The organism is Pseudomonas sp. GQ91 (assembly GCF_059758795.1).
The window spans coordinates 167996-181354 of the sequence record NZ_JCAXED010000014.1 but is presented as its reverse complement, the minus strand read 5'-3'; the positions used below and the strand labels follow the sequence as shown (position 1 = coordinate 181354).

The window sequence follows — 13359 nt, the reverse complement described above, 5'->3', positions numbered from 1 at the left end:
GAGCCGTGTATGAATCCAATAAAAACGTGGTGGGATATCAGCCCTCCCTTGAGTACAGCGACCCCGACCTGGCCGGGAGATACGCCGTTCCAGGAAGAGCGGGTCTGGCAGTTCGGTCCCGAATGCCCCGTGAATGTCGGCCGCATTACCTTGTCGCCCCACACCGGTGCCCATGTCGATGCGCCTTTGCATTACAGCGCTGACGGCGCGCCGATCGGTGAGGTTTCGCTGGAGGTGTACCTTGGCCCATGCCGGGTGCTGTATTGCCTCGACAGCGGTGCGCTGGTGCAGCCGCAGCAGTTGCAAGGGCGCCTGGAGAATCTGCCGGAACGGGTGCTGTTGCGTACTTATCAGCAGGTGCCCTTGGCCACCTGGGACTCGAATTTCACCGCGGTCGCCCCAGACACCGTTGAACTGCTGGCCGGCCTCGGTGTGCGCTTGATCGGTATCGACACCCCGTCCCTGGACCCGCAACAATCCAAAACCATGGATGCCCACAACGCTGTGGCTCGTCACGGCATGGCGATTCTCGAAGGCATCGTCCTCGACGATGTGCCCGAAGGTGATTACGAGTTGATCGCTTTGCCGCTGCGTTTTGCCAACCTCGATGCCAGCCCGGTACGCGCAATCCTGCGCCCGCTCAAGGAGCCCACGCGATGAGCCAATGTCCTTTCTCGCCTGATTACCAGCCACCGGAAGAATGGCACAACGCCGAGCTGAATTTTTCCGAGTCCATGAGCTACGGCGACTACCTCGATCTGGGGCGCGTGCTGAGCGCCCAGCATCCGCTATCGCCGGACCACAACGAAATGCTGTTCATCATTCAGCACCAGACGTCCGAGCTGTGGATGAAGCTGATGCTTCACGAACTCAAGGCCGCTCGCGAACACGTACGCCAGGGTGAGTTGCCGCCGGCGTTCAAGATGCTGGCGCGGGTCTCGCGGATCTTTGATCAGTTGGTGCATGCCTGGGCGGTGCTGGCGACCATGACGCCGTCGGAGTACAGGTCGATTCGCCCGTTTCTGGGGCAGTCATCCGGGTTCCAGTCGTTCCAGTACCGGGAAATCGAGTTCATCCTCGGCAATAAAAGCTCGGCGCTATTACGTCCCCACGCCCATCGCCCGGAACTGTTGAAGGAACTGCAAGTGGCGATCGCCACGCCGTCGCTGTATGACGAGGCTGTCAACCTGATGGCCAAGGCCGGCCTTGCCATCGATCCGCAGCGCGCCGAGCGTGACCCGACGGCCCCCACGGTGCACGATGCTTCCGTAGAAGCGGCGTGGCGCGAGGTCTATCGCGATCCGAGCCGTTATTGGGACTTGTACCAACTGGCCGAAAAATTCATCGACCTGGAAGATTCCTTCCGCCAGTGGCGCTTTCGCCATGTCACCACCGTGGAACGGATTATCGGTTTCCAGCCTGGCACCGGTGGCACCGAAGGTGTCGGTTACCTGCGCAAAATGCTCGATACCGTGCTGTTCCCGGAACTCTGGCGAGTGCGTTCCTCACTCTAAAAAACCTTGTGGCGAGGGGGCTTGTCCCCCGTTGGGCTGCGTAGCAGCCCCAAAAAGGCCTCCCCGTTCGTCCAGTCAAACCGGGGGGCAGGTTTGAGGGCTGCTGCGCAGCCCAACGGGGGACAAGCCCCCTCGCCACAGGACAAGCCCCCTCGCCACAGGACAAGCCACCTCACCACAGGACAAGCCCCCTCTCCACGGGACGCCCCTTGCCACGGGGTTTACTGCGCGACGGCAAGCGCCTTGGCCTTCTTCCTGCGCAACCAGTACGCGACAAAAATAATCCCCACCCACACTGGCATCGCATACACCGAGGAGCGAATGCCCGGAATCGCCAGCATCACGCCGATGATCATCACCATGAACGCCAGGCACAGGTAATTGCTGAACGGGAACCAGAACGTCTTGAACGACGGCACCACGCCTTGCTCGCCCATGGCCTTGCGGAACTTGATGTGGGTCAGGCTGATCAGCGCCCAATTGATCATCAGCGAGGCAACCACCAGGGCAAACAACAGTTCCAGCGCGTCATGCGGTGCGACATAGTTGATCACCACGCACAACAAGGTCACTGCCGCGGAAATGCCCAGCGCGCGCAGGGGAACGCCTTGCTTGTTGAGCTTCATCAGCGCCTTCGGCGCGTCGCCTTGCTCGGCCAGGCCGAACAGCATGCGGCTGTTGCAGTACACGCCGCTGTTGTACACCGACAATGCCGCGGTCAGCACCACGAAGTTGAGGATGTGTGCGGCGGCGTCATTGCCGATCAGCGAGAAGATCTGCACGAACGGGCTGCCGCTGTAGGCGTCGCCGGAAGCGCCCAGGGTCTGCAGCAGTTGATCCCACGGGTACAGCGACAGCAGCACGGTCAGCGCGCCGACGTAGAAAATCAGGATCCGGTACACCACCTGATTGATTGCCTTGGGGATCACCTTGCGCGGCTCGCTGGCTTCGGCGGCGGTAATTCCCACCAACTCCAGGCCACCGAACGAGAACATGATGAACGCCATGGCCATCAGCAGCCCCATGCCGCCATTCGGGAAGAAGCCGCCGTGGTCCCACAGGTTGCTGATCGACGCCTGCGGGCCACCGGTGCCGCTGAACAGCAGGTAGCAGCCGAGCACGATCATGCCGAGAATCGCCACCACCTTGATGATCGCGAACCAGAACTCGGTCTCGCCGAAGAACTTCACGTTCAGGGTGTTGATCAAGTTGACCGCGATGAAAAACACCACGGCGCTGGCCCAGGTCGGCACTTCCGGCCACCAGAACTGGATGTATTTACCCACTGCGGTCAGTTCCGCCATGCCCACCAGTACATACAGGACCCAGTAGTTCCAGCCCGCGAGGAAACCCGCATAACCGCCCCAGTATTTGTGGGCGAAGTGACTGAAGGAACCGGCAACCGGCTCCTCGACAATCATCTCGCCCAACTGGCGCATGATCAGGAATGCGATGAAACCGGCGATCGCATAGCCCAGGATCATCGACGGCCCCGCCGACTTGAGCACCCCGGCCGAACCGAGGAACAAGCCCGTGCCAATCGCCCCTCCCAGGGCAATCAGCTGAATATGCCGGTTTTTCAGGCCACGCTTGAGGCCTACCGGGTTAACCATGTCATCCGCCATTAACATTCCCTTCTACTTGTTTTTTTCAGGGGTGATCCTGCACGCCAGACCCGCCCCTCACTGCTGAGGGCTCAGATATTACTCTCGGTAAACTTTTCGTAATACAGCTGAACACCATCAAGTGCCTGATCCTGCAGCCAGTTTTTGATCGAGTCGACCATTGGAGGGGGCCCGCAGACGTACATATCGGCCGTTCTATCCCGCAATTCGGTCATGTCGAAATGCTCGGTCAGATAGCCGCGTTTGCCGGTCCACTGCGACGCCGGGTCGCTCAACACTTCGGTGTAGCGAAAGCCCTGGAGTTTCTCCGCATAGGCCTTGATGCGCTCGGCTTCACACAAATCCTCTGCGCCGCGTACACCGTAATACAGATGCACCGGTTGGGCGCATCCGCGTTCGACCAGTTCATCGAGCATGCCCAGCAACGCCGAGAGCCCGGTACCGCCCGCCACCAGCACCAGCGGTTGGCTGACGTGCCTTAAATAGAAGGCCCCCAACGGCGCCTCCAACTGCAGCTCGTCACCCACCTGGCAACGCTCGCGGATGTAATTGCTCATGACCCCCTCTGGCAGCAGGCGGATCAGAAACTGCAGGCGACTGCCCGGCCGGTTGGCGAAGGAATAGGAGCGCTGGCTGTGGCTGCCAGGAACCGACAGACGCGCGTATTGGCCCGGTAGAAAGTCCAGGGCTTGCTCAAGTTGTACCTGCACAATCGCGGTGCTGGCCGAGACCTGCCGCACCTCGCAAACCTTGCCGGTGAGCTGTACGGGGCCCGGTGCATTGCACAGGCTCGAATCAAAGTCGAAGTAAAACGCCGCATCGGATTTGACCCGGGTCTGGCAACTGAGCATTTTTCGCTGTTGCAGATCAAGGCTGGAAAGCGCCTCGTCATCCACGTAATCCTGGCTGTATTCGCCGGACTCGCAGCGACCCTGGCAAGTCCCGCAGACACCTTCGCGGCAATCCAGCGGGATCTTGATGCCATTGCGCAACGCGGCGTCCAGCAGAATTTCGTTGGCACCCACTGGAAAAAACAAGGTCTTGCCGTCGGCAAAACTGAAGGCCACTTTATGATTCATCCATCGTTCTCCATGGACTGGGTAATACCTGTAGGTGCGAGCTTGCTCGCGAAGAACGTTAACGATGACGCGAGCATCCTGAATGCACGCGGCGTCCTTGAGTTTTTCGCGAGCAAGCGCGCTCCTACAGTTGGGGGGCAAGGTCAGAGGTGATAGAAATCCAGCACTGAGTTGATGGTGTCGTTGAGCAGCAGCACGTGCTTGCGGGTGATCAACCAGCTGTCGCCTTCAGGCCTGAGGCTGTAGGTGGCATGGCCGTAGAACTGCTCTGAGGTGGCCAGCCGATAAAACAGCGTGTGCCAGTTCAATCGCACTTCCAGTTGCCCGTCCGCCTGTTCGGCAATGCGCACGTTACTGACCAAATGCAGGGTGCGCGGCATGGGTGTGGCCGACGCGGCCTTGCCGGTGCGCAGGCGAAACACCCGGTCTTCCAGGCCCGTGCGGTTGGCGTAGTAGATCAGCGACATCTCGCGCTTGGGATCGCGAGTGTAGACATGCTCCGAGTCCCATTGCGGCAAGTGAAACTCGCTCTGCGGGTCAAACAACTGCACATAGGCGTCCCAGTCCTGGGCGTCGCACAGCTCGGATTTGCGGTAGAAAAACTGTTCTACCTGGTACTGCAATTGCGCCTTCATCATTTCACCTCGTGCAGCTTCAAGGATTGAGCGTCGAGACCGTCCAGCAGGAACTTCTGCCAATTGCGGTGCTGGTTGACGTACAGCCCTTCGTGGGTGAATTCGGTGCCGGTCATGGCCGGCTGGATACCGATCGCTTCGCTGTTCGGCGTCGGGCCGGTCTGCCAGCGATGACTGCCCCGGGAGATATCGCTCCAGCGCTCCAGGCGACCCTGGAAGCCGCGCTGGGCTTCGCGAAACTCCACCAGGTCGTCGGGCGTGCCCATGCCGGACACGTTGAAAAAATCCTCGAACTGGCGGATGCGGTTTTCGCGGTCGGCAGCGGACTCGTTCTTCACCCCCAGGCACTGGCTGATGATCTCGGTCTTGTTCCAGGCCACGGGGCGGATGATCCGCAGTTGAGAGCTGATCTGGTCGAGGAAAAACAGGCTGGGATAGACGTTCAGGTTGCGCAGGCGGTGCATCATCCACTCGGCCTTTTGCTGGCCATGTTCTTCGATCAGGCGCGGCATGATGGTGGCGTAACCGGAGCGCACGCTGGGGTTCGGCATGTCGCTGAACAGCACGCTGTGGCCGTTGTTGAAAGCGAACCAGCCATCATCGGTGTTGCTGTCGCCCGCGCCAAGCTTGCTGTAGTCCAGGGTCGTACCGGTTGCGCTGCCGTTTTCAGTGTTGACCTGCTGGCGATGTTGCACCGTGGCCACGTAGTTATAGTGCACGGTGCTGACGTGATAACCGTCGAGGCCATTTTCGTTTTGCAGCTTCCAGTTGCCGTCGTAGGTGTAGGCCGATTTGCCCGGCAGCACTTCCAGCTCACCGCTGGCGGATTGCGCGACCATCATGTCGAAGAACACTCTGGCATCGCCGAGAAAGTCTTCCAAGCTGTTGCGGCCGGCCACATCGAGGCTGATGAACACAAAGCCTTTATAGCTCTCGATCCGCGCTTTCTTCAGGCCGCGAGTCGCCTTGTCGAAGCCTTCCGGGTATTCCCCTGGTGCCTTGACCTTCACCAGGCGGCCATCGCTCTTGTAGCACCAGGCGTGGAAGGGGCAGGTGAAGGTGGATTGGTTGCCCTTGCCGACGCGGGTCAAGGTGGTGCCGCGATGCTGGCAGGCATTGATCAGCGCGTTGAGGCGACCTTCGCCGTCACGGGTGATGATCATCGGTTGGCGCCCGGCGCGCAGGGTCACGAAGTCGTGGTTGTTGGCCAATTCGCTTTCGTGGCAGGCGTAGATCCAGTTCTTCTCGAAGATCAGCTCCATCTCCAGATCGAACAGCTCCGGCTCGGTGAACATGTCCCGGGCAATGCGGAACACTGCGTCGGCCGGACGAAAATCCAGGCAACTTTCGATAAACGTTTTCCACTGCTCGACGTTTCTTGCACCACTCATGGGAGGCACCTTCGTTGTGTGGCCAATCGGTGATGCATTTAGCGGGCGGGAAGGGCCAGCGGGCTATCCGCTTAATGCGCGAAGGTGGGCCGGATAGTTGGGGATCAAATACCCACGCAGGTGCAGGTCGGTGACGCAATGCGCTACTGTCTTGCCAGGCAACTGTCGAAAAAAGCCGGGTCTTATCCAGATAGTCGGCGGTTGCTATCCACTCAGTGGCGAAGCCGCTGGCGTGGCGTGGAACTTGCCTTGATCCTACGGACGCGCCGTCAGAGCGCGCTGGCCATAACCGCCGTGAGTGCAGCCTGATGAGTAGCCATACACGCGACATACGTATCGAACGTTTCGACCTTGAAGGTGCGCGCAGCTGGATGTCCGGCATCTGCGGGCCGCACCGGCTGGAGACGGCCACGCCCGAGCGTCTGCGTTTTCACCACAGCGCCAATGTATTCAGGTCCCGCGCCACCACCTTGGGGATCATTGAATATGGCACTGACGTCACCATCGACATTGAAGACGCCGAACACTTCAGCAGCTACAGCTTGAGCCTGCCCCTGAGAGGCGAGCAGGAACTGAGCAGGGGCGGCGAACGCCTGAGTTCCAATCCTGACCAGGGCGTGATCATTTCGCCCAATGAACACCAAGTGCTGGCGATCTCCGGTGACTGCCGCAAGCTGCAAGTGGTGATCACCCGTGCGGCGATGAGCGAGTCCCTGGAAGGGCTGTTGCAGCGGCCGATTGATGCACCGCTGCGTTTTGACTCGGTGATGGACGCGGTGGATGGCGCTTCGGCAGCGTGGTGGCGCATGGCGCGCTACTTCATTGCCGAGCTGGCGCACGGCAGCGAGTTGTACGAACAGGCGGCTTTCACCCGCGACCTGGAAAGCTCCCTGATCAAAGGCCTGATCCTCGCGCAACCGAATAACTATTCGGCAGAACTGCGCAGCGTGCCGGGCACCAAGTTGCCGCACTATCTGGTCCGCGCGCGCCAGCATATCCACGAGCATGCGCGCGAAGCCGTGCATCTGGAAGACCTTGAAGCCGCCGCCGGCGTGTCGCGGTTCAAGCTGTTCGACGCGTTTCGCAAATACCTCGCCCTGTCGCCGATGGCCTACCTGAAGAAGTACCGCCTGAGCGCCGTGCGTCAGGAGATTCTTGAGCACGCCTCCACGCGCACCATCTCCGAAATTGCCCTGGGCTGGGGCTTTACGCATTTGGGCCGGTTCTCGGCGCAGTACCGCGAGCTGTTCGATGAGTCGCCCAGCCAGACCTTGCAGCGCAACGATGCCCGGCGCATGCGCGGTACATGAACACACTCAAGATCAAAATGTGGGAGCGGGCTTGCTCGCGATAGCGGTGGATCAGTCACCAAATGCGTTGACTGGCCCACCGCTATCGCGAGCAAGCCCCTCCCACATTGGAGTTGCGCGAAGTTGAGAAGAATCTCAGATCAACTCTTCAACCAGTTGCAGGCAATGACTGAGCCCCGGCGACTGGTCATTGGCGCGTCGGCTGAGAATGATCGGCGAGGTCGCGGCGGCTTCGACAATCGGCGTGTAGTCGATGTCTGCCCGATGCAGGATTTGCACCGAGGCCGGCACCAGCGTCACACCGATGCCGGCGCCGACCAGGCCGATAGCGGTCTGCAACTCGTTGGTCCATTGCGCCACCTTGAGCGTCAAGCCATGCGTGTCGAACAGTGCGAGCACATGGTCGGCGTAGCTCGGGCGCGGGTTGCCGGGGTACAGCACCAACGGTTCTTCAGCCAGTTGTGCAAGGGTCACCGGTGCACCCAGGAGCGGGTGATTGGCCGGCAACACGGCCACCAGGCGATCTTCCACCAATACCCGCTGGACGATGGCCGGATCGTCAATGCGTATCCGCCCGAAACCCACATCGATGCGTCCGGCCTTGAGCGCCTCGATCTGTTGCAGCGTGGTCATTTCCGACAGTCCCAGCTCCAGTTCCAGCCCGTCATGACTGCGCAAGCGCCGAATCAGCTCAGGCAATACGCCATACAGCGTCGAGGGTGCAAACCCGATGCCCAGCCAGGTCTTCTGTCCCAGGCCGATACGCCGGGTGTTGTCGCAAACCTTGCCCAGTTGTTCCAGCAGCACATTGGCATGCTCATAGAAAAAACGCCCGGCTTCGGTCAGTCGCAAGGGCCGGCCACGTTCCAGCAGGATCACGCCCAGTTCATCTTCCAACTGCTGGATCTGCCGGCTGAGGGGAGGTTGGGCGATGTGCAGGCGTTCGGCGGCGCGGGTGAAGTTCAGGGTTTCTCCCAGCACCTGAAAGTAACGCAGATGGCGCAGCTCCATATGGACCCCTTTCATACCCTGGAGGTATTGTTCGAGACCCATTCTATATTGGAACCCGTGAAAGAACTGGAACAGAATCGGCACCAGTCAATAAAAAACCCAACGGGTATTGTCATGCCGATTTGTGCCATCGAGTCGATCGAAACCATCATCGTCGATCTCCCCACCATCCGCCCGCACAAGCTGGCGATGCATACGATGCAGAACCAGACACTGGTGATCATTCGCGTGCGCTGTGCCGACGGTATCGAAGGCGTGGGGGAGTCCACCACCATCGGTGGCCTGAGCTACGGCAACGAAAGCCCCGACAGCATCAAGACCAATATCGACCAACACTTCGCTCCGTTGTTGATCGGTCAGGACGCTAACAACGTCAACGCCGCGATGTTGCGTCTGGCGCGCTGCATTCGTGGCAATACGTTTGCCAAGTCCGGTATCGAAAGCGCTTTGCTCGATGCCCTCGGTAAACGCCTGAACTTGCCGGTCAGCGAGTTGCTCGGCGGCCGTGTGCGCGATGCCTTGCCGGTGGCGTGGACGCTGGCCAGTGGCGACACCGGAAAAGACATTGCCGAAGCTGAGAAAATGCTCGACCTGCGCCGTCATCGCATCTTCAAATTGAAGATTGGCGCCGGTGAAGTGGGTCAGGATCTGACGCACGTCATTGCGATTAAAAAAGCCCTGGGCGAACGTGCCAGTGTCAGGGTCGACGTCAACCAGGCCTGGGACGAAGCTGTCGCCCTGCGTGCCTGCAAGGTGTTGGGGGATAACGGCATCGACCTGATCGAACAGCCGATCTCGCGCAATAACCGGGGCGGCATGGCGCGGCTCAACCAGTCGAGCCCGGCACCGATCATGGCCGACGAATCCATCGAATGCGTCGAAGACGCCTTCAACCTGGCCCGCGAAGGCGCAGCCTCGGTGTTTGCGCTGAAGATCGCGAAAAACGGCGGCCCGCGCGCGGTGCTGCGCACGGCGATGATTGCCGAGGCGGCCGGCGTCGGCCTGTATGGCGGCACCATGCTCGAAGGGGGGATCGGCACCTTGGCCTCGGCCCATGCCTTTCTCACACTGAACACGCTCGCGTGGGGGACCGAACTGTTCGGCCCGCTGCTGCTCACTGAAGACATTCTCACCGAGCCGCCGCTGTACCGTGATTTCCAGCTGCATGTCTCGACCGCGCCCGGCCTGGGCCTGGCTATCGATGAAGAGCGCCTGGCGTTCTTCCGTCGCGACCAATGACAAGAGGACGCCTGCGATGCTATTCCACGTAAAAATGACCGTGAATCTCCCCCTCGACATGAACCCGGAGCGCGCCGCCGCGCTCAAGGCCGACGAAAAAGCCCTCGCGCAGCGCCTGCAGCAACAAGGCAAATGGCGCCACCTGTGGCGTATCGCCGGGCTGTACGCCAATTACAGCGTGTTCGATGTCGACAGCACGCAAGAACTGCACGACCTGCTGATGCAACTGCCGTTGTACCCCTACATGGCTATCGAAGTGAACGCCCTGTGCCGGCATCCCTCTTCGATCCACGAGGATGATCGCTGAGTCTGTTTAGCCACCTGATAATTACAAGATGAGGAGTGCACCATGTCCATTCGACTGTCCCAGACTGCCCACGCCCAACAATTTCTCGAAGAAGTCAGCGGTAACTTCAACGACGCCGGCAACCCGCGGGCGAAGGCGCTGATCTACCGAATCCTGCGGGATACGGTGAACATCATTGAAGACCTGGAAGTGACCCCGGAAGAGTTCTGGAAGGCGGTCAATTACCTCAATGAATTGGGCAAGAACCAGGAAGCCGGGCTGCTCGTCGCCGGCCTGGGCCTGGAGCATTACCTGGACCTGTTGATGGATGCGGCGGACGAGCAAGCCGGCAAATCCGGCGGCACCCCGCGCACCATCGAAGGGCCGCTGTATGTGGCGGGTGCGCCGCTGTCCAAGTACGAGGCGCGGCTGGATGACGGACTCGATCCGGGCGTGCCGCTGTTCATGCGCGGTCAGGTACGGGACATCCAGGGCAAGCCCGTGGCTGGCGCGATTGTCGATGTGTGGCAAGCCAACACCGGTGGCACCTACTCCTGGTTCGACGGCAGCCAATCGGAATTCAACCTGCGGCGCCGGATCGAAACCGATGCCCAGGGCAATTACCGTTTTCGCAGCATCGTGCCGTCCGGCTACGGTTGCCCGCCGACCGGTCCGACTCAGCAGTTACTTGATCAATTGGGGCGCCATGGCCAGCGGCCGGCGCATATCCACTTCTTCATCTCGGCGCCGGGCCACCGGCACCTGACCACGCAGATCAACCTGTCGGGCGATCCGTACCTGCATGATGATTTTGCTTATGCGACGCGGGATGAATTGATCGCAGAGATTCGCTTCAGCGAGGATCAGGTACTGGCGCGTGAGTTTGGCGTGGAAGGCCAGTTTGCGCAGATTGATTTTGACTTCGAACTGCAGCCGGCGGTGGCGGCGGTGGAGCAGAAGCGCATGCAGCGGGTGCGGGCGTTGGAGGATTGACGCGCGGTCCCCTCTCCCCTCTGGGCATAGGTATCTACACAACTTTGCCTCAACGCTTAAATCCAGGCAGATAGGGCTGTTGTGGCGAGCGGGCTTGTCCCACCTAGGGCTGCGAAGCAGTCCCAGTAAGCCGAATGCGGTGTGTCAGAGACGCCGTAGCGGCTGTTTTTTGGGGCAGCTTCGCAGCCCTACGCGGGACAAGCCCGCTCGCCACAGGGACGTTCGTCAGTTTCTGAAAGTTGTGTAGATACCTATGACCTCCGGGAGAGGGTTAGGGTGAGGGGCGGTCTACCCTGACACCCCACCTCACTTGCGCACCACCAGGTCCAACACGTCATCCCGATCCTTGATCTTCTGCAGCACAATCTCCGAGCGTATATCCATCACCCCCGCCGTGCGGTTCAGGTGGTTCACGATAAAGTCCGAAAAGTGCTTGAGGTTGCGCGCCTGGACCCGCAATACATAGTTGCTGGCGCCGGTGATCACGTAGGCGCTGGCCACTTCCGGCCAGCCCTGGACCTTCTTGATAAACGTCTCGTGCCAATCCTCCACGTCCTGACGCAACGACAGGTGGACGATGGCTTCCAGTTCAATGCCCAACTGTTCGGCATTGAGCACGGCGCGATAGCCACTGATGACTCCCTCGCTCTCCAGCAGGCGCAAACGGCGCAGGCAGGCGGACGGCGACAGGGCGACCTTCTCCGCCAATTCCTGGTTGCTGATACGCCCATCCTGTTGCAGGAAGTGCAGAAGGCGCAGGTCGGTGGCGTCAAGCATCATGATTAGAATAAATCCACGTATTTACCGGTTAAATTCGAATTTCCTACAGCTTAATTAGCCTGTTGCCGCGCACTTTGCACGAAAATTCTCTAAAAGTTCGTTCATTATTTGGCTCATTGTCACTACAAGAACAGGATTGATCATGACCACCCGAACCCATTGCCTGGCCCTCGATGAACAGGATCCCCTGGCCCCCTTGCGCGAGCAGTTCGCCCTGCCCGACGGGGTGATCTACCTCGATGGCAACTCCCTCGGTGCGCGTCCGGTGGCGGCGTTGGCGCGTGCGCAAGCGGTGATCGTCGAAGAGTGGGGCAATGGTTTGATCCGCAGTTGGAACAGTGCCGGCTGGGCCGACCTGGCACAGCGCCTGGGCAATCGCTTGGCGCCGCTGATCGGTGCGCGCGACGCTGAAGTGGTGATTACCGATACCACTTCCATCAACCTGTTCAAGGTACTCAGTGCCGCGGTGACCGTGCAGCGTCAACGCCAGCCGCAGCGCAAGGTCATCGTCAGCGAGGCCAGCAACTTCCCGACCGACCTGTACATCGCCGAAGGCCTGGCCGAGTTGCTGCAGCAGGGTTATTCCCTGCGTCTGGTCAACAGTCCCGAGGAGTTGCCGCAAGCCATCGCCGAGGACACGGCGGTGGTGATGATCACCCACGTCAACTACAAGACCGGCTACATGCATGACATGCAGGCGCTGACGGCCCTGAGCCATGAATGTGGCGCGTTGACCATCTGGGACCTGGCGCATTCGGCCGGCGCGGTGCCGATCGATCTGCATCAGGCGAGGGCCGATTACGCTATCGGCTGCACCTACAAATACCTCAACGGCGGGCCGGGTTCGCAGGCGTTTGCCTGGGTCAACCCGGCGCTGGTGGAGTGTGCGCGCCAGCCGTTGTCGGGCTGGTTCGGGCATAGCCGGCAGTTCGCGATGGAGCCTCAGTATGCGCCGGGCCAAGGCATCACCCGTTACCTCTGCGGGACCCAGCCGATTACCTCGCTGGCGATGGTTGAATGTGGCCTGGATATTTTTGCCCAGACCGATATGGCTAGCCTGCGCACCAAATCCCTGGCGTTGAGTGACCTGTTCATCGAGCGGGTGCAAAGCCGTTGCGCCGCCCATGACCTGACGCTGATTACCCCGCTCGACCATGCCAGGCGTGGCAGTCATGTGAGCTTTGAACATCCGCAAGGCTACGCCATCGTCCAGGCACTAATCGCCCGTGGCGTGATTGGCGATTATCGCGAGCCGAAGATCATGCGCTTTGGCTTTACCCCGCTATACACCCGCTTCACCGAGGTGTGGGATGCGGTAGAAATCCTCGGCGAAATCCTCGATGGCAAAACCTGGGACCAGCCGCAATTCAAAGTGCGCCACAGCGTCACCTGAGAACACCACAAACCCCATGTGGGAGCGGGCTCGCTCGCGATTGCGGCGGATCAGATACATAGGCTTCAACTGACAGTCCGCTATCGCGAGCAAGCCCGCTCCC

Annotated in this window: 13 protein-coding genes; 7 read left to right on the top strand and 6 right to left on the bottom strand. The window is 60.3% G+C overall.

Features of this window, described 5'->3' with window-relative positions; genetic code table 11:
* The first annotated feature begins 9 nt into the window (after positions 1-9).
* The gene (gene kynB / locus AC6CIA_RS20970) at positions 10-660 is read left to right on the top strand and encodes an arylformamidase (RefSeq protein ID WP_498314770.1); all 651 of its coding nucleotides are present in this window, start codon (positions 10-12) and stop codon (positions 658-660) included.
* On the top strand, positions 657-1514 hold the full coding sequence (gene kynA, locus AC6CIA_RS20965; protein WP_339531134.1) for a tryptophan 2,3-dioxygenase: 858 nt from the start codon (positions 657-659) through the stop codon (positions 1512-1514). Before kynB ends, kynA begins: the two co-directional genes overlap by 4 nt.
* A gap of 221 nt (positions 1515-1735) precedes the next feature.
* On the opposite strand, the gene AC6CIA_RS20960 is transcribed toward kynA, so the two are convergent.
* From AC6CIA_RS20960 to antA, 4 genes are all read right to left on the bottom strand, one after another.
* Positions 1736-3139, bottom strand: coding sequence for an amino acid permease (locus tag AC6CIA_RS20960; RefSeq protein WP_498314768.1), 1404 nt, complete (start codon positions 3137-3139; stop codon positions 1736-1738).
* Between the two features lie 71 nt (positions 3140-3210).
* The gene (gene antC, locus AC6CIA_RS20955) at positions 3211-4218 is read right to left on the bottom strand and encodes an anthranilate 1,2-dioxygenase electron transfer component AntC (RefSeq protein ID WP_498314766.1); all 1008 of its coding nucleotides are present in this window, start codon (positions 4216-4218) and stop codon (positions 3211-3213) included.
* A 143-nt stretch (positions 4219-4361) separates the two neighbouring features.
* Positions 4362-4853: an anthranilate 1,2-dioxygenase small subunit gene (antB, locus tag AC6CIA_RS20950; protein ID WP_498314791.1), complete on the bottom strand. Its 492-nt coding sequence runs from the start codon at positions 4851-4853 to the stop codon at positions 4362-4364.
* A complete protein-coding gene (gene antA, locus AC6CIA_RS20945) occupies positions 4853-6244 on the bottom strand; it encodes an anthranilate 1,2-dioxygenase large subunit (RefSeq protein ID WP_498314765.1) in 1392 nt (463 codons plus the stop codon). Before antA ends, antB begins: the two co-directional genes overlap by 1 nt.
* 308 nt (positions 6245-6552) lie before the next feature.
* On the opposite strand from antA, the gene AC6CIA_RS20940 reads away from it, so the two are divergent.
* The gene (locus tag AC6CIA_RS20940) at positions 6553-7554 is read left to right on the top strand and encodes an AraC family transcriptional regulator (RefSeq protein ID WP_498314763.1); all 1002 of its coding nucleotides are present in this window, start codon (positions 6553-6555) and stop codon (positions 7552-7554) included.
* Between the two features lie 135 nt (positions 7555-7689).
* On the opposite strand, the gene AC6CIA_RS20935 is transcribed toward AC6CIA_RS20940, so the two are convergent.
* On the bottom strand, positions 7690-8565 hold the full coding sequence (locus AC6CIA_RS20935; RefSeq protein WP_339531125.1) for a LysR family transcriptional regulator: 876 nt from the start codon (positions 8563-8565) through the stop codon (positions 7690-7692).
* A gap of 114 nt (positions 8566-8679) precedes the next feature.
* Between AC6CIA_RS20935 and AC6CIA_RS20930 the strand changes: the two genes are divergently transcribed.
* From AC6CIA_RS20930 to catA, 3 genes are read left to right on the top strand one after another with little or no spacing between them, the layout of a single operon-like run.
* On the top strand, positions 8680-9804 hold the full coding sequence (locus AC6CIA_RS20930) for a muconate cycloisomerase family protein (protein ID WP_498314760.1): 1125 nt from the start codon (positions 8680-8682) through the stop codon (positions 9802-9804).
* 16 nt (positions 9805-9820) lie between these two features.
* Entirely contained in the window at positions 9821-10111 is a 291-nt protein-coding gene (catC, locus tag AC6CIA_RS20925) for a muconolactone Delta-isomerase (RefSeq protein WP_498314759.1), read from the top strand.
* A 42-nt stretch (positions 10112-10153) separates the two neighbouring features.
* Positions 10154-11083 carry a catechol 1,2-dioxygenase gene (catA, locus tag AC6CIA_RS20920; RefSeq protein WP_498314757.1) on the top strand — a complete coding sequence of 310 codons (930 nt, stop codon included), beginning with the start codon at positions 10154-10156 and terminating at the stop codon, positions 11081-11083.
* A gap of 306 nt (positions 11084-11389) precedes the next feature.
* Here the strand turns inward: catA and AC6CIA_RS20915 are convergent, their stop codons facing one another.
* Complete coding sequence (locus AC6CIA_RS20915; RefSeq protein ID WP_084379014.1) at positions 11390-11863, bottom strand: Lrp/AsnC family transcriptional regulator; 474 nt, start codon at positions 11861-11863, stop codon at positions 11390-11392.
* A 142-nt stretch (positions 11864-12005) separates the two neighbouring features.
* On the opposite strand from AC6CIA_RS20915, the gene kynU reads away from it, so the two are divergent.
* Positions 12006-13256 (top strand): kynureninase, encoded by a 1251-nt coding sequence (kynU, locus tag AC6CIA_RS20910; protein ID WP_498314755.1) that lies wholly within the window; start codon positions 12006-12008, stop codon positions 13254-13256.
* Positions 13257-13359 lie beyond the last annotated feature (103 nt).